Origin of the sequence: Hwanghaeella grinnelliae (assembly GCF_004005845.1) — a bacterium.
GTDB classification, from domain to species: Bacteria; Pseudomonadota; Alphaproteobacteria; order UBA8366; family Aestuariispiraceae; genus Hwanghaeella; species Hwanghaeella grinnelliae.
Genome location: NZ_SADE01000002.1, coordinates 1,144,995 through 1,164,338, shown reverse-complemented (window position 1 = coordinate 1,164,338; position 19,344 = coordinate 1,144,995). Strand labels below are relative to the sequence as shown.

Below are 19,344 nucleotides of genomic sequence, written 5' to 3'. Positions count from 1 at the left end.
AGAGGCCCGGGGCCGCGTAGGCGCGAATGCTGAAAAGGGGAGACCGGCGTCCCTTGCGCCATTAAAGTCCGGCGCACCTCTTTTTTGCATGGATCCCCGATGACCGCCGCAGATCTTTCCTCACCCAAGGCTGATGCCCATAAATATGGCATCCTGTTCGTGTTCGCCGCCGGGGTCCTTTGGTCGACGGTCGGGCTTGGCATTCGCCTGATCGAAGATGCATTGGTCTGGCAAATCCTGCTCTATCGCTCGATCAGCATGTCGCTGTTCCTTTATGTCCTCATCCGCTTGCGTTCAGGCGAAAGCCCTTTCGCCCAGATCCGACGGATCGGTTTTCCGGCCGTGATCGCGGGGCTGTCGTTGGTGGCAGCCTATTCCGGCGGGATTTACGCCATCCAGACCACGTCGGTCGCGAATGCCATGCTGCTCTTCGCGACGGCGCCGTTCATGACTGCGGTTTTGGGGTGGGTCGTTCTGCGCGAACCCGTCCGCACGGCAACCTGGATCGCGATTGCCGCCGCCATCGCCGGCATCGGCATCATGGCCGCGGACAAATCCGGCAGCGTCGTGCTGGCGGGAAGCCTTGCGGCTATGGGGTCGGCCTTCGGCTTTGCCGCCTTCACCGTGGCCCTGCGCTGGGGCCGGTCCGGGGAAATGTTGCCATCGGTTTTCCTGTCCGGGCTGTTCGCCATCGCCATCACGTCCGGGATTTGCCTGTATCTGGGCGTGCCGATCGCACTCAGCATGCAGGACGGGGCCATCTCGATGGGCATGGGTGTGTTTCAGGTCGGCGCGGGTTTGATCCTCTATACCCTCGGCTCGCGTAGCCTGCCCGCGGCGGAACTCGCCCTGCTGTCCCTCGCGGAAGTGCTGCTCGGTCCATTATGGGTGTGGCTATTCCTGGGTGAAACGACGGCCGTCAATACACTGATCGGCGGCACGGTTCTGCTTGCCGCCATTGTCGGCAATGCCGTTTCCGGAAAACGGCGCAAACCGCCCCCGATCACAACCCCATAGCGGGTGTCACAAAATGCTGCCGGATATCAGCCCCATCGACTTGAAGGTAATGACCGGGGCGAACCCGAACGGGATGTAGCGCACCGGCGATTTGATCGCGCCGGAGATGCCGCGGCTGATGCCATGGCTCCGGAACAAACAATCTGGGAAGGGACCAGTCCGTGGCAATGGTGTCGATGCACCCGCAAGGCGGCTTGCCGTCCAAGCTCATTGGGCCGGGAAACTTCGCGCCTATCGCACTGTCGCCCGAAAGGTAGGCCCCGCACACGCCCCTGGCCGCAATACATGAAATCCTCAGCTGTGCAGCTTCCCGTCCTGGCTGTCTTTGCTGCTATCTTGGGACGCTGTCCATAGAGTGCAGAAAATGCACGAGCATGTCCCGGCTCTTGTTCAAATCACCGATACGGCCTTCAAGGACAGAAACTTCCTGCCGCATCGAAGCCAGTAGATCGGGACAGGGATCAAAGTCCGGTTTATCCCCACTAACGCAGGGGAGAAATCGACGGATAAAATCCAGTTTCAAACCGGCCTCACTGAGGAGACGAATTTTGCGAACCGTGTCTTCATCCGCGGAGTCGTAGTCTCTGTATCCAGAAGCGCGCCGCGCAGGCGCAAGAAGGTTCTCCTCCTCGTAGTAGCGCAGCATGCGCACACTCACGCCGGTCCGTTTGGAAAGCGTTCCGATTTGCATTGGCAACCTCCTTGACTCTAACAGCGCTGTAAGAGTTTAGCCTTTACTTCGACATAAGAGAAGGCAGGAGAAGTTTCATGAAAACAACTGACTACACTATTCTTCGTATATTCCTTTTTCCGGGATATGCGACATGAGCATGTCGAACTCTGTTTTGTCGCCCGTTAGAAGGCTGCTCCTTACCAAAGGGGCGACCCTCGGCATTGCCACTGCTTTCCCCTCGGCCTTTCCCATCTTGGCGAAATCTGCGCTGCTTAATACCCAAACCCTGGAACACGCTACCATGATCGAAAAACAGGAAATGAACTTCACGACCCATGACGGGGCTAGAATCGCCTATCGAAAAGATGGCAAGGGACCCGCGCTGGTGCTGGTCCATGGAACCGGCGGGGACGGAGAGTCCAATTTCGCGGCACTGACCGCCCTACTCTCCGACGACTACACAGTCATCCGGCCGGACTATGCGGGATCCGGCGCCACGGTCGATGACGGCAGGGCTTTGACGGTGAGCTATCTCGCCGACCAAGTCCTCGCGACCATGGATGCCCTGGGGGTGCGGAAGGTGCACTTGTTGGGATTTTCCCTCGGCGCAGCGATTGCGGCTAAAATTGCGGCGGATCATCCCGACCGTGTCGTTTCGCTGATACTGCTGGCCGGCTATGCCTCGCCGGATGCCCGGCTGAAACTGGAATTCGAGCTATGGCGCGATTTGATCGCCCGAGACCGTCATGCCATGGCACGCTTGGTGCTGCTGACCGGGTTCAGCCCGGATGCACTGGCGTCATGGGGGGTAGACGGTGTCGCCTCCGCAGTGGAGGAGACACTTGCAGGGGCTGATTGGGACGGCATGGCACGGCAGGTCGATTTGGATCTGCGGATGGACATTCAAGATATTCTGCCCCGAATCGAAGCGCCTACCTTGGTGACCGGCTGTACGCACGATCACATGGTACCCCCGGCACATGCCAAAGCGCTCGCGGTCGCGATTCGGAATGCGCGCTACGCGGAGCTTCCAACAGGGCATCTAGCGCCGATGGAACAGCCCGATTTGCTTGCCAACCAAGTTCGGGCATTTCTGAGCGGTTCGTCGGATTAATCGCTGGCGACATGGCGTCCCGCCCATGGAGTCGGGCGCGGGCGCAACATACGGAACGTCCATTGGATCGGGAAAATGGCGGAGAGACAGTCCGCCGATAATTCGTCCGATACAATCCAGTCAGTGTAATTTCTCAATTATTTTCTGATAGATACAGCCTACCGGCTTCAATGATGTCCGATCAGGTCCTATATAATTGGGGGACCGAATGGGGGACTGAATAGTCCCAAGCATCACTGGAGAGACGCCATGGCCATCCACAAACTGTCGTCGCGCAAAGTCGAGACAGCCTCACCCGGCAAGTATGAAGATGGTGGCGGGTTGCGATTGGTCGTGAGTGCTTCCGGCGCACGCAAATGGGTTTTCCGGTACACCCTCGCGGGCAAAAGGCGGGAAATGGGGCTTGGGAGTTTCCCGACAGTCGATCTGAGCGATGCCCGGACAATGGCGACGGAATACCGGGGCCTGGCTGCGAAAGGCACCGACCCGATCAAGGCGCGGAAGGTCGAGCCCGCGAAAATACCGAGCTTCACGTCCTGTGCCGCCCAATACGTCCGCGCCCACCGGCGAGGCTGGAGGAACGCCAAGCACGCTCGGCAATGGGTCAGCACCCTGAAAACCTACGCCCGCCCGACAATCGGAACCGCCCAAGTGGACGAAATCGGCACCGAAGACATCCTTAAGATCCTCACCCCGCTCTGGACCACGAAGACCGAAACCGCGAAGCGGATACAGGGACGAATCGAAAACATCCTCGATTTCGCCGCCGCACGGAAATACCGGGACCCGATCAACCCGGCCCGCTGGCGCGGCCATCTGGACAAGCTGCTTCCCAAGCCGTCACGGGTTCGCACGGTCACGCACCACCCGGCAATGCCCTATACGGAACTGCCGGACTTCATGGAAGCTTTGAAGGAAAACGGCAGTCTTTCAGCGCAGGCCCTGCGATTCCTAATCTTGACGGCCACGAGAACGAGTGAGGTGTTGAACGCAACATGGGACGAAATTGACCTCGACGCTCGTGTATGGACCATCCCAGCGGCGCGAATGAAGGCTCGGCGGGAACACAGGGTTCCTCTGAGTGACGAGGCAGCCTCGATCCTTTCGAGCCTACCCCGCGTTGCCGGAAACCCACATCTGTTCCCAGGCTCCCGCCACGGTCGCCCTCTGTCCAACATGGCCCTGCTCCAGTTAATGAGGGGCATGGGATACGGTGTGGACGGCGAGAAAGGCCCCTACGTTCCGCACGGCTTCCGGTCGAGCTTCCGAGATTGGTCGGGCGAAGTGTCCAGCTTCCCACGCGACGTGGCGGAAATGGCTCTGGCCCATGTCATCGAAAACAAGGTCGAAGCAGCCTATCGGCGCGGAGACCTTTTTCAGAAACGGACAAAGATGATGGAGGCGTGGGCTACTTTTCTAATGCTTAGTAGGAACACGTCAAAGATCGTCGCCTTGGCATAACGTTGTCGTAAGCAACGTATAACCCTCTCGCCCTAATCGGGGTTTGGTCGCACTTCGCCCTATTCCAGAGCCGACCTAAATGTCCAGGGGCTCATTGGGATTGGGAAGCGTCTCGTTCGCGGTCTTGAAGAGTTCGAGCAATTCGGAAAGGCTGGCAATGAATAGGTCCATGTTACTCGCCAATGCTAGGATACCTGCCCCAACTCCCAAGCCGAGCGTACTGCCAAGGCCCTTAGCCGCGTTGTCTAAGACCTTCTTGGTGAAAGTATTGGCCCTCGCCCCCTTCAGTTCATCGGTAAGCGTTTCAATCTTCTTTATCAGTGCCTCGTTTTCGGCCTTCACCTGGACTCCGGATGACCGTTCCGCCTCTAGTGCCTTACTGAGTTTCTCGATTGTCGCCTGCTGCTCCCGGATTTTGTCCCGAAGGTTGGAAAGGCCGTTCAATTCATCTTCAATTTGACCGTTTGTTTCCGTGATGGCGCCGGCAATGAGCCAGCGAACTGTCTGTCCTTGATCGAAGGCCTTTGCTGTTTGGGTGAGGACCTTAGGCAGCGAGGCCTGACCAACAGGGTTATGCGCAGGTTCGGGATCTTGTTCCGGCGGGGTAAAGCCTTCCGGCCAGATGGTTGAGGTGTCATATTTCACCCCAATTAGGTTCGCCTCTTGCAGGCTTACCCCTCTCAGATCCGTTCCGGTCAGGTCTGCCGCTCCGAGGTCCGCTCGGATCAACTGTGCCTCTCTGAGATCCGCCCCTCTGAGGTCAGTCTCTCTAAGGTTCGCTTCGGTCAGATCTACCGCTCCGAAGTCCGTCTCGCTCAGGTTCGCCCCTCTCAAGTTCGTTCCGGTCAGGTCCGCCCAACTCAGCGTCGCCCCGATCAGATTCGCCTCTCTTAGGTCCGCCCTGCTCAGATTTACCCCTTTGAGGCCCGTCCCGATCAGGAGAGCCCCGCTCAGATTCGCCCAACTCAGGTCCGCATCGCCCAGGTCCGCCTTAGTTAAGTCCGCCTTGACTAGGGCCGCCCCTCTAAGGTCCGCCCCGCTCAAGTCCGCCTCAGTTAAATCAGGAGTGAAGTCATAGCCGAGACTTTCACGCCACTCATTCCAAGTCTCGACACCCTCTTTAAGCTTTTTCAGATGTTCCGGATTTGCTACTGCCCTGCTCCTTTGCGCTTTAGGGTAGCAACTCGACAAAACTTTCCCAACCAAGATAGTGAAATGCAAAGGCCAAATTTCTCCCCTTTCGATATCCTCCGTCTGATTTGCCGTTAGTTTCGCATACGCCTTCTTCCCCAATTTTTCTGCAGGGAAACCGGGCTCTTACACGTCGTCCAAGAGAATGCCCGCTCAACACCATTGCGTAGGTGAACACCCCAAACTGCCTAGATTGGCCTCATGGCCAATTCCTTCGAATCCACTCGCGTAGCCAAATTTCGCCTTCCGAAAGCGTGATACAACCAATTTCACACAAATCATCTACTACCTGCGCAAAGGTTCCTTCGCTGAGCTCATTCATATTCAAGTTCGCGAGTGCTTTGTTGGTCATCCGCCTAGCTTTGTCTTCTGAGATTCGACGGCTACCATCATGGTTTTCCCACATAGTTAACATCGCTATGGCATGCGGCGGGTCGAGTTTCACTTTACTCGTTGCGTACAAGTCCTTCCAAATGACTAGCGCACCCAGGAAAATGAACCATCCGTTCGCGGTCGCACCGGCTCCAGTCAACACAATGCCTGGAAGGGCTCCCAAGAGTTTGCTCCAATTCAGCGTTATGTTGCCTGGCTTGACGCTTACTCCGCCTCGCCGACCACCGCTTGAAAGAATAATAAACTCCACAGTGTGTTCAGCCTTAGGCGTCTTTGGAGGTTTCACTCGGCAGAATGCTTGTAGCAGGTCATAGCATTGATCTTTTGAGATTGAGTGCGTCCCATCGTTGACGCTCTCGAGCTTATTGATCAGCTTGATCAGCGCGTCCAATCTATTCCCAGACACTTTTTCAGACACTCCCATTGATCCTGCGGCACCATCGAAAACGGCAAGGTCGATGATACGATCCCAAACTCATATGAGACTGGACGTACTGCCCCTCCATCGCCGACTATTGCCTCTCCCGTGCAAATCGTTTTTGCCTACCCGCAACTATAACTAACATTAAATCCCAACCAACCAGCGAAATACGCAAGTGCCGAGGGTCCATTGTACGAAAACGCATTCAACAAGATCGAACGAGACCTTCGGGCTGAAGAAGGCATTGCCAACGAGTTGGACTATGTCGAGCAGACCTCATGGGTGCTGTTCCTGAAGTATCTGCACGACCTGGAAGCCGAACGCCGGGACCGCGCCGAACTGGATGGCGAGGACTATACCCCGATCATCGACGGCGATTTCCGCTGGGACAAATGGGCCGCGCCGAAGAAGGACGGCGCGTTCGATCACAACGCCGCGCGCATCGGCGACGACCTGATCACCTTCGTGGACCGCGAATTGTTCCCCTATCTCGCGTCCTTCCGCCAGTCCGCCACCGGTCCCCAAACGATCAATTACAAGATCGGCGAGGTCTTTACCGAACTGCGGAACAAGTTCCGGTCCGGCTACATCCTGCGCGACGTGCTGGAGCAGGTGGACAGCCTGTCATTCAACACACAGGCCGAGCGTCACGAACTGTCCCAGCTTTATGAAACCCGCATCCGCCGCATGGGCAATGCGGGCCGCAACGGGGGCGAGTACTACACGCCGCGCCCGCTCATCCGGGCCATGATCAAGGTCACCGACCCCAAGATCGGCGAGACGATCTATGACGGCGCGGTCGGGTCGGCGGGCTTCCTGTGTGAAGCCTATGACTATATGCGGACGGACGGCCTCTCGGCCTCCGACTACGAAACCCTGCAAACCAAGACCTTCTATGGGCAGGAAAAGAAGGGCCTCGCCTATATCATCGGCATCATGAACATGGTCCTGCACGGGATCGAAGCCCCGAACCTTGTCCATTCCAACACGCTGAATGAAAACGTGATGGATATTCAGGAGAAGGACCGCCACGACATTATTCTCGCCAACCCCCCTTTCGGCGGCGGCGAGCGGCGGGAGGTGCAACAGAACTTCCCGATCCGCACGGGCGAGACCGCCTATCTGTTCCTGCAACACTTCATCCGAAAGCTGAAGGCAGGCGGGCGCGCCGCCGTGGTGATCAAGAACACCTTCCTCAGCAATACCGACAACGCCTCCATCGCGCTGCGCAAGGAACTGCTGGACGCGGCGGAACTGCACACCATCCTCGATTGCCCGCAAGGCACATTCCAGGGGGCCGGGGTCAAGACCGTGGTACTGTTCTTCGAGAAGGGGGCACCGACCCGGGACATCTGGTTCTATCAGCTCGATCCTGGCCGCAGCATGGGAAAAACCAACCCACTAAACGACGACGATCTGGCGGAATTTGTTGAACTGCAACGCACCCGCGCGAACGGGCCGAAAAGTTGGATCGTGACCCGCGCGGATCTGGACGAAGACACCTACGACCTGTCGGTCAAGAACCCCAATGCGCCCGAGGCCGAGGCGCTGCGCAGCCCCGAAGAGATCATCGCCGACATGCTGGCGCGCGATGCCGAGACGGCTGACATTCTGGAGAATATCCGGGGGATGCTGTGAAGACGGGGTGGAATACAGGTAAGGTCGGAGACTGCTGCTTGGTCACCGACTATGTTGCGAATGGAAGTTTCGCGTCGCTCAAAGAAAACGTCGAATATCTAGATGAACCAGGTTTCGCTATGCTGGTTCGCTATACAGATCATGCAAAAGGTTGGAATGGCCGCCACAAGTATGTCTCAAAAAGTGCTTACGAGTTTCTGAACAAGAGCCAACTTGAACCTGGCGATCTAGTTATGGCCAATGTCGGCGATCCAGGAAAAGCCTTCCTAGTTCCGGATGTTGGAATGCCCATGACACTAGGGCCAAACTCCATTCTTATCCGGGCAGATGAGAAGGCAACTTCCAACGACTTTTTACATTACTTTTTTCAGTCTGATGCAGGCAGAAATCTTATAGACGAAATCTCAACAGGCGCCGCTCAGAAGAAATTCAACAAGACGTCATTCCGCTCACTGGACATTCCCCTCCCCCCACTTGAAGAACAACAGCGAATTGTTGCGGTTCTGGACGAGGCCTTCGAGGGTCTGGCCCGCGCGCGCACCCACGCCGAAGCCAACCTCCAAAACGCGCGGGAGTTGTTTGAAAGCCATCTCTTTGATTTGTTCACACATTCCGACCCCAGTTGGAAGCATGAGCAACTCATAAAATTTTGCGAGAAAATCACAGTTGGGCACGTAGGCCCAATGGCCAAAAGGTACGTGTCAGCCGGGACACCTTTTCTTCGGTCACAGAATATCCGTCCGTTCAAGGTCGACCTAGAAGATGTCAAATATATAGATGAAAAGTTCACCAAAGAACTCGGCAAATCGGAACTGAGGCCAGGTGATGTGGCGATTGTTCGAACGGGATATCCAGGAACGTGCGCGGTTATTCCAGATGATTTGGAAGTCGCCAATTGTGCCGACTTGGTGATCGCGCGCACAGGGCCAAACTTAAACCCCCATTTCCTGGCCCTGCTACTTAACTCTACGTATGGCAAAGAACTGGTTACAGACGCGTCGGTCGGGGCGGCTCAGAAGCACTTCAATGTTGGCGCGGCCAAGAAAGCGCTTTTCCCGTTCCCACCATTGTCAGTTCAAGGGCGATTGGTTGCACAGGCAGATGAATTGAGTGCCGCATGTGATACGCTGGCCGGCAACGCATCGAAAAAGCTCCAAGACCTCAACGACCTTCGCCAATCCCTTTTGCAGAAAGCCTTCGCGGGCGAATTGACCTAGAGAAAGGATAGTTCCAATGGCACGGCAGAAGATGACCAAGAAACGCGCCGAACTGCTGGCCGAATTGGAGCATGTCATCGGGAGCAACTGCTACAACGGAAACATCCAGAATTGGGGACCGGGTGGCGCATACTATGGCGAAGGCCGAACCTTTCGCTACCCTCTGACGACCGTCGACCAGGACGGAGAAAAGCGGAAGTCGTACTCCCCCGCGCGGGGGCTCTCCCCCGAAATCTTGTCCACCGGCTACTACGCCTTCGGTGCAAACCGGCTGCACATCATCACGGCGCTGGACGAAGTGTTGCGCCACCTGGAACAGAAACACGGCTTGAAACTATAGATTTTAGCCCGCAATGATTGTTCCCTGATGAGCATTCACGACGAAACCGAAGCCGATACCCGCGCCGAGCGGATCGACCCTGTCCTTGCAGCAGCAGGATGGGGGCAGAACGGCTCTAAGGTTCGTCGGGAGGTCATCTGTCCAGGCCGCATCCAGGCGGGTGGCACGCGCGGTCGCAGCCTGTCCGCCGACTATGTACTGATCCACAAGGGCCAGAAGCTCGCCGTGCTGGAAGCCAAACGCGCGGGTATCAGCCACCGGAATGGCGTGGGGCAGGCAAAAGACTATGCCACCCGGCTCGGATCGCGCTTCGCCTATGCCTCAAACGGGCTGAACTGGTACCAGATCGACATGGGGACGGGGATCGAAGGCGATATGAGCCTGCCCTTCCCAACACCCGACGAGTTGTGGGACCGCACCTTTACCGACCACAATGACTGGCGCGAGCGTTTCGGGGCCGTGGAGTTCGAGACGGATGGCGGCAAATGGGAACTGCGCTACTACCAGCACAAGGCGATTACAGCGGCCCTGGAGGCCCTGGCGAAAGGCGACAGGCGCATTCTGCTGACATTGGCCACCGGCACCGGCAAGACCTCTATCGCCTTTCAGATCGCCTGGAAACTGTTCCAGGCCAAATGGAACCTTTCCGGCGAGCCGACACGCCGCCCCCGCATCCTGTTTCTTGCCGACCGCAACATCCTGGCCGATCAGGCGTACAACGCCTTTTCCGCTTTCCCAAATGACGCCATCACCAGGATCGATCCCGACACGATCCGCAAGAACGGTGGCCAGCCTCCGAAGAACGCGAGCCTGTTTTTCACGATTTTCCAGACCTTCATGGTTGACGGGGGCATGACCGGCGAAGGCGCGCCGGTCTACACGCAATACCCGCCTGACTTTTTCGATTTCATCGTGATCGACGAATGCCACCGGGGCGGGGCGAAGGACGAGAGCGAATGGCGGCGGCTACTGGAATATTTTGAGCCCGCCGCCCAGCTCGGCCTGACGGCGACGCCCAAGCGCAAGCACAATGCGGACACCTACGCCTATTTCGGCGAACCGGTCTACACCTACGCCCTGCGCGACGGGATCGAGGACGGGTACCTTACGCCCTTCAAGGTGCGCCAAATGGCCAGCACCATCGATGAGTATGTCTATGACGGCAGCGACGAACTGGTCGCAGGCGAGATCGAAGCAGGGGAAGCCTTCAAAGAGGGCGATTTCAACACGCGGATCATCATTGAAGACCGTGAATTGAGCCGGGTGAAGGAGTTCATGGGCCAGATCGATCAGCGCCAGAAGACCTTGGTCTTTTGCGCGACGCAGGACCACGCGGCTTTGGTGCGAGACCTGATCAATCAGGTGAAGGACAGCAAGAACCCGCACTACTGCCACCGCGTCACCGCCGATGACGGGGCCGTGGGGGAACAGCACCTTCGCGACTTCCAGGATAACGACAAGACCATCCCGACGATCCTGACGACCTCCCAGAAGCTCTCTACAGGCGTGGACGCCCGGAACATCCGCCACATCGTGTTGATGCGCCCGATCCGCTCCATGATCGAATTCAAGCAGATCATCGGGCGGGGGACGCGGACCTATGAGGGGAAGGATTTCTTCACGATCTGGGATTTCGTGAAGGCGCATGAGAATTTCAACGACCCGGAATGGGACGGCGAACCGCTTGACCCGGAACCGCCGCGCGGGCCGATCTATCCGCCGGTCGAGCCGGGAGAACCGGGAGGCGTTTCCGATCCGGATGGACCTGGCCCTGAAGAGCCGCCCCGTGAAAAAGCCATCGTGAAACTGTCGGACGGGAAGGCCCGAAGCATCAAATACATCGCGACGACGACTTATTGGAGCCCGGAAGGCAAGCCGATTTCAGCGGCGGAGTTCCTCGAACGTCTCTTCGGTGATCTATCCGGCATCGTCGCTGACGAGGATCAGCTAAGGGCAGTTTGGAGTGACCCGGACAACCGGGAACACTTCCTGGATCAATTGTCGGACCGTGGCTATGACGCGGACCGGCTGAACGACATCCGCAGGCTTGTGGATGCGCCGGACAGCGACCTTTTCGATGTCCTCAGCTACATCCTGTTCACCAATGAACCGAAAACCCGGCATGAGCGCGCCGATCACGTGCGGTCGGGCGGTTTGGCAGAATCCGATGGCGACATGAGGGAATTCCTGTTGGCGATCCTCGCGGCCTACGAGGACCGTGGAGAAAGCGAACTGGCCACAAAGAAGCTCGGAACCTTCCTGACAGCCCGCTATGGCAGTGTCGGCGAGAGCAAGGCAAAGCTCGGTGGGCTGGATGCCGTCCGCCGAGCCTTCCGCACGATGCAGGCGTCGCTCTATTCGGACTGACCAGAATTGTTCGGAAAACTCTGGATCAGTTCGTGTTTCCGGAGATCCTCAATAACGAGCTCCCAGATCTGAACGACATTTAGAAAAGTGGATACAGCTCGATCTTCCGAAATAGGATCGGATCGAGTAGACATAAGGTTTGTCGCGGCAACAACGCGACCATTGGAAAGGTAGAAGTGAATCGGTAGCACTTTCGAGTTCCAGGCATTGAGCCATGCCCAAACCTTCTTCTCATCGACCTGTTCTATCCAGTTGATTTCAGCGATGCTGAGAAAACTTATCACCTGACTTACAGGGGTGTTTTCTTCATCCCGACCGAGGATCGTTGTATCGACAAAGGAAGTTATCCTCGGGATTTTTTTAGTCGGCTCCGGGTCAAACGTTGCATGCGCCCTCAGGTTTTCAGGGTCGTTCCCGACCGCCTGCAACGTCGAGGAAATGCCCAGCCTTTCCTGCAGCAAAGAGGAGATCTTTGCTTCGGTTTTGCTCCCTGAATCTGTGACCGCCAAATGGGAACCTTCCGCCGCCCAAGCGGTAAAACCGCACACAAATAAAGGAATACAAAGGGCCCCTGCCAGCCAATGACGCATGTCGGTAAACCTCAATTTACACCTCAACTTTGTCCGACACCATGGGTCCTTAAGCTGCGCGTTTCAGCCGTCGCTGGCGTGATCTGACGAAACCCAAAACGCCGAGCCCAAGAACGAGTGACCCAATCGATTCAGGCAGATCTACTGTGGAAAGTTGGTCTCCAACCTCAAACGATCCGCTCTCTGACAAGAATGCCAAGTCGTACAAGCTGTTTCCAAACTGCACGAAGAAACTGGCATCTTCGAAAACCTGCCGTTCTACAAAGGCAAATGCAGCGAGTGTGCTCGGATTGAAGTCCAAGATGAAGTCATCAATGGTGAACGCTTGCTCGAAGAGACCGTTGAACAGATCTTGGGTGAGGCCGAAGACAATATCGCCGTTTAGTGCGAGATCACCGGACACAAGCAATCGATCAAACTCGCCAAGCTGCGTCCCTTCCACTTCAAGGAACAGGGTCGCTCCCGTCTCAAGCGCAAAGTCACCATCAACCGCCAACGTTCCAGGCGAATTTCCAGGATTAACCGACGCGCCTTCTCCAACAGTAAGATCGGTGTCTAGCAAACCTGATCCCGTGAGAGTCCCTGCATCAATGTTTACGGAGTTGGCGACAAGAACTCCGTCGACATTGAGGTTGCCTCCGGATTGCACGATGGATGCGTTGCTCCCCTGAACACGGCTGTCATTCGAAACATCGAGAGATCCACTATTCGCAAAGACAACGTTGCTTAAATCCAACCTCGCATTTTCAACCAAGAAAGATCCTGTATTCGCGACTGTCATGCCGGATAGGCTTGCTACGCGACGATTATCCCCATTACCTTCGATACCGATAGAATGGTTGCTGCCGTTCACTAAAGTTGAATTCTCTATCGACGAGCCTTGAACAAAGTGCGATCCAGTTGCGCCCTCGCCCTGCGAAAACACTAAGCGACCACTTCCTTCCAAAGTGGTTTCGATACCTCCAACAGCCCCATCAATCCTAAATGATTGACCAAAGTTGGAGACAATATTCGAGACAAGGTCTCCCTCATTCGTGATCGTCCCAATGAAAGGCGGCGGCGAAAAATCGGAAGTAGGGCTTCCGATGATGTTTATGGTACCGGTTGTCTCTAGGTCTTGAAGTTGGACTCGCTCTATTGTTGCGCCTGTTTCGCCATGCACCGTACCGCCTGCAATGATCTGCGTACTGATGGTGCTATTCCCAACGATGCTAGAATTCTGACCAATGTCAATTCGCCCTTGAACGTTATCAACTTCAACATCAGCCAACCTCAATTCTCCGCCGTTGACGGAAATTAGGTTCTTATTGACAACGCTCAAGCTATTCAGCTGAGCAACCGTTCGGCCCTCACCATTCCCTTCAACGACAAGCGAATGATTGAGTCCATTCACCAATGTAGAATCCTCGATGGACGAGCCTATGATGAGGCTTTGCCCCGTGGCGCCTTCGCTCTGTGAAAACACGAAACGCCCATTACCTTCAAATATTGTCTCGGCACCATTACCATCAATTCTGTAAGACGATGAACCATTCGCGACGACATTCGAAACAAGTTCACCTTCATTGGTGATGGTCCCACGAAAGGCACGTTGGGGACTTGCCGAACTCAGACTGCCTGCAACAATCAACCTTCCTGTCGTCGTCACATCCTCAAGCAGGACTCCACCAAGCTGGGCTCCCACTTCACCATGTATGGCTCCACCTAAGATATTGTCAGAACTTGATACTCCCCGGAGACTGCCGTTCGATCCTATGTTTATTTGACCCGAGCCATTTGAAATGGTGACGTCAGAAAGTCGGAGTTCGCCCTCATTAACTTCCAACACTCCACTGTTCGCGTAGTCCAACAAACTGAGTTGCGCGTCTCCCGAGAAGCCTAGTTTCCCGCCGTTCTTCACCATCTCTGTTTGACTGATTGAGGTGGATGGTCCGGAAAATACCAAACTCCCTTCTAGAACCTCAATTCTGCCGCCGATACTTTGGAAGTTCACGGAAACGTTGGACACTCCCCCGCCACTCGACTTTCTGAAAATATTGTTGTTGATGAATCTCGGGGGAATACCGTCGCCACCTAAATCAAATAGATCGGCGTCATTCCCAAGTTCCCAAATACCCTCGTTTCGAACAGTAACAGCGCTGGTGCTTCGACGCCCAAGTCCAACGTCTTCGTCAAAAGACAGCTCGGTAAACTCGCCAGTAAGTCCGTTCCGCGGACCTATGGTAAGATCCGAAAATCCAGAAAAGCCGCCAAATGGACTATCGACAAACGTGGACCCCGGCAAAGTACCCGTAAATCTTGAGGAGAAACTGCACGGAGTGTCAGGCGTACCACTGCCAGTGAAGATCCTCGTAACTTCCCGAACTGTGAATGTTCCGGGAGTGAACTCGCTGAAGCAAATTTCTGCAGCAGTTGCGCTAGTAAGAGGAAATGTGCCTAGCACCGCTACCATCCCAAGAGCCGAAGAGATCAAAGCAATCATTCCACGCATTTTATGATGCTCCTTCCGAAGAGTTTTTGGCTTGGGCACTATTTGACATTAGCCCGGAGGGCAACACTGATTGTGTCACGTGCTTTTGTGATAAATAACCCCTAAAAAGTGTAAACCTGGAAATTGCAAGTTAACTCTCATTAACAACTATGAAGTCTGTTCGCATAGGTAATGAGGGTTGAAAAGCCTCCATCCAAAGTGGCTAAACATAAAGTGGAGGTGAGATGCGTTTTCATACTACGTCAGAGATCCTCGTGTCCGCGAAACTCGATCTATGACTTAGTTCTCCGAGCAAACTCAGCGAGTAAAGCTGCGGTTCGAACGCCAATCAGGTCAGTGTGAGCCGCCCCGATCTCTTCGATCACACGAAACTGCTCATCGACCGACAATTCCCCATAGGCGTTATACGTCGTCATCGCGTGATCATGCCCCAGGTTCTGGCTGATCGCCTTGAACTCCAGCTGCGAACAGTTCTGCTGCGCCCATTTGACTACCGTTTTCCTGAACAGGTGCGGGTTGTAGTAAGGCAAACCCACGCGCTGGAATGCAGCCTTGAACACCTCCCGGACCGGCTGGGCATTCGCCCAATGATCCCGGGACAGGCCGTTGGCCTCGAAAGCCATCGTTTCCGCGTCGTTCTCAACCAGGGTCTTCGGGAACAGCGGATCGTCCGACTTGAAGCCCAGAACGTCCTGCGCATGGTGCAGCCAGTCCAGAACGATCTCTTCCGCCTCAGGCATGACCTGGCTGATGAACCGCGTATTGATGCCCTTCCGCCGCTTGGTTCGAACATGTTTCGGATCCTGCCAGACGGTCTTCCGCTTGGGGTCGACATCCTTCATTTTGAGGGTCACCAGGGCATCGTCGCGGACGCAGGTGATCACCGTAAAGGCGAATAGCGCACGGTCCCGCCTTTCAATATCCGTACCGGACGGCATTGCGGCCAGAGCCTTCGACAGTTCCTCGAGCGTGGGCGGGGGTTTCTCACGGGACGCGCGCCCGGCCCGGTTCGCGTTGTCGGACAGTCGCAGGTATTGGATCGCCCTTCCGTCCACCTTGCGGATATATTGCGGGTGAACGGTAAGCCATTGGAAGAAGTCCCGTAGGTCGTGAAGCGTGGAACGCATCGTCGCTATACTAAGCCCCTCGCCATTCTTACTCTTCTTTTTCTCCAGCCATGCCTTGAACCCCTTCGCCTGGTCAGCATCGAGCGCCCGGAAATCAGCATATCCCGTGAATTCCTCGAACAGGTTGATGCTGTTCCAGACGGCTTTCACCGTCTTCGGATCGCGGCATTTGCCGTGCAGAAGGGCATCCTCGTACTGCTTCTTCGCGACCTCATTTTTGGGGTTATTTTCAGGCATCACTCTTACCCTCCTCAAGTTTGACAATTACGGGGCCACCCGTCCCCACCACTATGTTCGATGGTGGGATCGTTCCTGTCCGGATACAGAGGATGGGTTTCGGACCAATTCTTGCTGCTGACGACCTTAAATTGGCCTGTGCCGCAGACCCCGCACTTTGCCTTCACGCGGATGGTTCCATTCGGGAGGTCCTCCGCCTGGATGGTGTTATTCGAAGGCCTTCGCGGCACTCGGCACTTGCAGCAATAGATTTCGCCATCGCTAGAGGGTTTCTTGTTTCGCTTATTCAACCGCTCGAGGAACCGGCGCAGATCACCGCTGTGGATGTAGTATTTCTTTGATCCCGGAAGGCGCTTCAGCCCTTCGTCCCGAATCCAGCGGAACACCGTGGCATCGGCGATGCCATATAGCTCTGCCACCTCTCCAACCGAATAGGTATAGTTCCCACGGATCGGGGCCAGCGAGTAACGGTCCCGGCGCGCCACGTCACTGCGCTCCCTTCGCGGCAATCAGGGCCTTGATGTCCTCCACCCGCCAGGCCGTGACCTTCGGCCCCAGCTTAACTGGCTGCGGATAGGTCTTCGCCTTCACACCCGTCCACCATGTGGACTTGCTGACAGGGAATACCTTCAGGATTGTCGGAAGCCGGACGAAGCCGGTTTCGGGGAGAATAGGGTCGTGCATTGCTGTTCACCTTCGGTTGATTGGAACCGTGGCGAACCTATGAAGTCCCGCTTCGAATGAGGCCGAATTCGGTTAAGCGCAAACCGAATTCGGTTTAGCTGGGTTCATCGTCCAGCGATCCAGGCGCTAGGTCTTTGGCTTCCTTCAACCATTTGCGAACGGTGTCGACGTCAAGTTGAATTCCCTTTCGAGCAAGATCATCCGCGATTTCCTGGGGCACCCCTGATCGCTTCGCGCTCGGATCGTATGCGTAGCCAGCCAAGGCCATACCTATGACCAGTTTCAAAAGGGACTCTTTCTCTCGCGTGCGGAGAGGTTTCTCTCCACCCTGTGATTGTAACTCCGCTAATATGCGGTCCTTCTCGGCGATGATCTCGTTGGCGGTTTTTACGTTGTTGTTATTCTTTTCGAGAAGCGCCTGATACATCTCCTGCCAATCGAGCTGCTTCCCAGACCGAGCCTCAACTCTCTCAACGAGCTCTTCAGGTAAAGGGACATCCGTATCCTTCGCCCATTTGATAAATAGCGATGGCATTACGGGATCGAACAATTTCTTCCAGGGAATTGCCCGTTGAGCCAGTTCGAGAGTCTTCTCGTATTCTTTAACGAAAGACGCCGTCGAACCGTGGAATTTTGATAAGCTATTTTTGTTGACGACCTTGGGAGACTTACCGAACGAAAGCGCCACCGCTTCGTCTAAAGTCCAATGCGGCATCTTGGTCCAATAATCGAAATCCGCATCCGCTGAGGGTTGATTGTAGAACCGCTCTTGCTCTTCTTCTGCAATCTTCTTCTTTCGCTCTTCCTCGTATAGGGCGCGAAGCTGATCCTCCGATAATTCATCAAGTTCTTCACGGTAACTTTGAACATCGGCGAGTAGTTTCGCCCATGCCTTTTTAGCATTTACTTTGTCGTTAGCGGGAGACGCCTTCGGTTTGCGGTCGACACTGTTGGTAATAGTGGTTCCGGACGGAATGTAAGGCTTCACATTCACCCGCGATGGCAATTCCCGTTGGTAACCGGGAAACTTCCGTTGGATCAGGAACGCCTTGTAGTCGATGGAAGGGATTCTAACCATGGCATCCTGCCTAGCTAGATTCGCCGCCCCAGCCTATCACTGACGGTTTCAGCTACCGGAAATTTAGATAATTCGGGAACAGGTCAATTGCCATGACTGGGGGACTGATTGGGGGACCAATCACCATTAAAACAAAATATCTAATTGAAATTAATAGAAATATTGACGCGTAATGGCGGAGAGACAGGGATTCGAACCCTGGGTACTATTGCTAGCACAACGGTTTTCGAGACCGCCCCGTTCGACCACTCCGGCACCTCTCCGTCTTGCGTCGGCCGGGCGGGTCCACATTTTCGGATCGTCCGGCGTCTGGCCCCCTTGGTCGAAGGCGCGCGGAAACTAGCCAAAGCCGCCCGGCGCGGCAAGCCCTGTCTTGCATGCCGCGCCGATAAAGAGGCCGCCCGCGCCCGGCCCCGCTTCCTACCAGCGATAAGAAGCGCCGAGGAACAGTTGGAATTGATTGGCCGACCCTTCCCGGTCCACCAACGGCGAGTCGGCGGCATCGTTCAGCAGTCGTGAATACTTCGCCATCGTGATGACCGAGACATTTTCCGTCACCGAATAACCGACCATCGCTGATAGACCCACATCCTTGAACCCGGCCTCCGCATCGAAAGCGGAAAGCCCCGCGCCGGACCGAGCGGCCTGGGTGGCGGAAATACCGAAGGTGTTCTGCATATAGTCATCGCTGGCCCAGGTCGCGTCCGCGGTCAGTCCCACGAAGGCCCGGCGGTCAAGAATTGGCTGCGTCATGCCGAATTCAACAGTGGCGGTCGTGCCGTCCCGGTCCCCGCCAAGGTCGTGGCCCAGTTCCACCCCCGTCTCGAACTGTCCGAATTCATAGGACGCCTTCAAGACCCCGACGGCGCCGACATCCAGATCGCCGAGTCCCCGCAGCGCGTCATTATCGTCTTCGTCTCGTCCGAAGTCATACCGCAGGCCCGTGTCGATCCTGTAATTCTCCCCCAGGAATGGCGTCGCGATCAAACCGGGGCCGCCCTTGGTCGTCAGCGCGATGCGATCCTTCCAGCTGACCTCCAGCACGGGAACCGGTGACGCCTCATAATCGTCCGACCCTTCATAATCCGGCGAGAAAATGACACCCGCGCCCGTTTCAACCCGCCAATCTCCAGCGTCATCACCGGCGTCCTGCGCGACGGCCACCCCGGTTTGAAGCATCGCCGCGAAAGCAGCGAGAAAGAATACGGACCGAAAACCTTTAAAAGTCATTGTGTTCACCCTTGATAAAACTGTGCCTGTGTCGACATTCCAATGAGGTGTCTACGGACCTATGCTGAAGGCAAC

General features: G+C 55.9%; 17 protein-coding genes and 1 tRNA gene. 7 read left to right on the top strand and 11 right to left on the bottom strand.

The window, feature by feature from the left end:
- Window positions 1–99: 99 nt before the first annotated feature.
- A complete protein-coding gene (locus EOI86_RS16185) occupies window positions 100–1,017 on the top strand; it encodes a DMT family transporter (RefSeq protein ID WP_127766187.1) in 918 nt (305 codons plus the stop codon).
- 331 nt (window positions 1,018–1,348) lie between these two features.
- Here the strand turns inward: EOI86_RS16185 and EOI86_RS16180 are convergent, their stop codons facing one another.
- Window positions 1,349–1,708, bottom strand: coding sequence for a MerR family transcriptional regulator (locus EOI86_RS16180; protein WP_127766186.1), 360 nt, complete (start codon window positions 1,706–1,708; stop codon window positions 1,349–1,351).
- 133 nt (window positions 1,709–1,841) lie between these two features.
- Here EOI86_RS16180 and EOI86_RS16175 point away from each other — a divergent pair, with 133 nt between their 5' ends.
- Both EOI86_RS16175 and EOI86_RS16170 read left to right on the top strand, forming a co-directional pair.
- Window positions 1,842–2,804 (top strand): alpha/beta fold hydrolase, encoded by a 963-nt coding sequence (locus EOI86_RS16175; RefSeq protein WP_240035688.1) that lies wholly within the window; start codon window positions 1,842–1,844, stop codon window positions 2,802–2,804.
- Window positions 2,805–3,053: 249 nt separating this feature from the next.
- A complete protein-coding gene (locus EOI86_RS16170) occupies window positions 3,054–4,265 on the top strand; it encodes a tyrosine-type recombinase/integrase (RefSeq protein WP_127766185.1) in 1,212 nt (403 codons plus the stop codon).
- Between the two features lie 75 nt (window positions 4,266–4,340).
- On the opposite strand, the gene EOI86_RS16165 is transcribed toward EOI86_RS16170, so the two are convergent.
- Window positions 4,341–5,486, bottom strand: a complete 1,146-nt coding sequence (locus tag EOI86_RS16165; protein WP_161973859.1) for a pentapeptide repeat-containing protein — start codon at window positions 5,484–5,486, stop codon at window positions 4,341–4,343.
- Between the two features lie 169 nt (window positions 5,487–5,655).
- Window positions 5,656–6,267, bottom strand: coding sequence for a hypothetical protein (locus EOI86_RS16160; RefSeq protein WP_127766183.1), 612 nt, complete (start codon window positions 6,265–6,267; stop codon window positions 5,656–5,658).
- Between the two features lie 192 nt (window positions 6,268–6,459).
- On the opposite strand from EOI86_RS16160, the gene EOI86_RS16155 reads away from it, so the two are divergent.
- The 4 genes from EOI86_RS16155 to hsdR are packed head-to-tail and all read left to right on the top strand — an operon-like array spanning window position 6,460 to window position 11,832.
- Window positions 6,460–7,908 (top strand): class I SAM-dependent DNA methyltransferase, encoded by a 1,449-nt coding sequence (locus EOI86_RS16155; RefSeq protein WP_127766182.1) that lies wholly within the window; start codon window positions 6,460–6,462, stop codon window positions 7,906–7,908.
- Window positions 7,909–7,946: 38 nt separating this feature from the next.
- Entirely contained in the window at window positions 7,947–9,125 is a 1,179-nt protein-coding gene (locus EOI86_RS16150) for a restriction endonuclease subunit S (protein WP_205032218.1), read from the top strand.
- Window positions 9,126–9,141: 16 nt separating this feature from the next.
- Complete coding sequence (locus tag EOI86_RS16145) at window positions 9,142–9,465, top strand: hypothetical protein (protein ID WP_127766181.1); 324 nt, start codon at window positions 9,142–9,144, stop codon at window positions 9,463–9,465.
- A 27-nt stretch (window positions 9,466–9,492) separates the two neighbouring features.
- Window positions 9,493–11,832 carry an EcoAI/FtnUII family type I restriction enzme subunit R gene (hsdR, locus tag EOI86_RS16140; protein WP_127766180.1) on the top strand — a complete coding sequence of 780 codons (2,340 nt, stop codon included), beginning with the start codon at window positions 9,493–9,495 and terminating at the stop codon, window positions 11,830–11,832.
- Here the strand turns inward: hsdR and EOI86_RS16135 are convergent.
- From EOI86_RS16135 to EOI86_RS16100, 8 genes are all read right to left on the bottom strand, one after another.
- On the bottom strand, window positions 11,820–12,422 hold the full coding sequence (locus tag EOI86_RS16135) for a hypothetical protein (RefSeq protein WP_127766179.1): 603 nt from the start codon (window positions 12,420–12,422) through the stop codon (window positions 11,820–11,822). The two genes, hsdR and EOI86_RS16135, sit on opposite strands and share 13 nt — an antisense overlap.
- A 49-nt stretch (window positions 12,423–12,471) precedes the next feature.
- Window positions 12,472–14,913: an autotransporter outer membrane beta-barrel domain-containing protein gene (locus tag EOI86_RS16130; protein WP_127766178.1), complete on the bottom strand. Its 2,442-nt coding sequence runs from the start codon at window positions 14,911–14,913 to the stop codon at window positions 12,472–12,474.
- 272 nt (window positions 14,914–15,185) lie between these two features.
- Complete coding sequence (locus tag EOI86_RS16125) at window positions 15,186–16,277, bottom strand: tyrosine-type recombinase/integrase (RefSeq protein WP_127766177.1); 1,092 nt, start codon at window positions 16,275–16,277, stop codon at window positions 15,186–15,188.
- Between the two features lie 14 nt (window positions 16,278–16,291).
- Window positions 16,292–16,762, bottom strand: coding sequence for a helix-turn-helix domain-containing protein (locus tag EOI86_RS24965; RefSeq protein WP_161973858.1), 471 nt, complete (start codon window positions 16,760–16,762; stop codon window positions 16,292–16,294).
- 1 nt (window position 16,763) lies between these two features.
- The gene (locus EOI86_RS16115; protein ID WP_127766175.1) at window positions 16,764–16,961 is read right to left on the bottom strand and encodes a helix-turn-helix transcriptional regulator; all 198 of its coding nucleotides are present in this window, start codon (window positions 16,959–16,961) and stop codon (window positions 16,764–16,766) included.
- A 94-nt stretch (window positions 16,962–17,055) separates the two neighbouring features.
- Window positions 17,056–18,039 carry a hypothetical protein gene (locus EOI86_RS16110; protein ID WP_127766174.1) on the bottom strand — a complete coding sequence of 328 codons (984 nt, stop codon included), beginning with the start codon at window positions 18,037–18,039 and terminating at the stop codon, window positions 17,056–17,058.
- 173 nt (window positions 18,040–18,212) lie between these two features.
- Window positions 18,213–18,302: transfer RNA gene (locus tag EOI86_RS16105), tRNA-Ser, on the bottom strand.
- A gap of 157 nt (window positions 18,303–18,459) precedes the next feature.
- Window positions 18,460–19,269, bottom strand: a complete 810-nt coding sequence (locus tag EOI86_RS16100; protein WP_127766173.1) for a MipA/OmpV family protein — start codon at window positions 19,267–19,269, stop codon at window positions 18,460–18,462.
- Between the last annotated feature and the right edge of the window lie 75 nt (window positions 19,270–19,344).

Bases quoted from the DNA above. Each gene is read 5' to 3' on its own strand.
- EOI86_RS16185 (WP_127766187.1), top strand. From the start codon at position 100: ATGACCGCCGCAGATCTTTCCTCACCCAAGGCTGATGCCCATAAATAT.
- EOI86_RS16180 (WP_127766186.1), bottom strand. From the start codon at position 1,708: ATGCAAATCGGAACGCTTTCCAAACGGACCGGCGTGAGTGTGCGCATG.
- EOI86_RS16175 (WP_240035688.1), top strand. From the start codon at position 1,842: ATGAGCATGTCGAACTCTGTTTTGTCGCCCGTTAGAAGGCTGCTCCTT.
- EOI86_RS16170 (WP_127766185.1), top strand. From the start codon at position 3,054: ATGGCCATCCACAAACTGTCGTCGCGCAAAGTCGAGACAGCCTCACCC.
- EOI86_RS16145 (WP_127766181.1), top strand. From the start codon at position 9,142: ATGGCACGGCAGAAGATGACCAAGAAACGCGCCGAACTGCTGGCCGAA.
- hsdR (WP_127766180.1), top strand. From the start codon at position 9,493: ATGAGCATTCACGACGAAACCGAAGCCGATACCCGCGCCGAGCGGATC.
- EOI86_RS16135 (WP_127766179.1), bottom strand. From the start codon at position 12,422: ATGCGTCATTGGCTGGCAGGGGCCCTTTGTATTCCTTTATTTGTGTGC.
- EOI86_RS16130 (WP_127766178.1), bottom strand. From the start codon at position 14,913: ATGCGTGGAATGATTGCTTTGATCTCTTCGGCTCTTGGGATGGTAGCG.
- EOI86_RS16125 (WP_127766177.1), bottom strand. From the start codon at position 16,277: ATGCCTGAAAATAACCCCAAAAATGAGGTCGCGAAGAAGCAGTACGAG.
- EOI86_RS16115 (WP_127766175.1), bottom strand. From the start codon at position 16,961: ATGCACGACCCTATTCTCCCCGAAACCGGCTTCGTCCGGCTTCCGACA.
- EOI86_RS16110 (WP_127766174.1), bottom strand. From the start codon at position 18,039: ATGGTTAGAATCCCTTCCATCGACTACAAGGCGTTCCTGATCCAACGG.
- EOI86_RS16100 (WP_127766173.1), bottom strand. From the start codon at position 19,269: ATGACTTTTAAAGGTTTTCGGTCCGTATTCTTTCTCGCTGCTTTCGCG.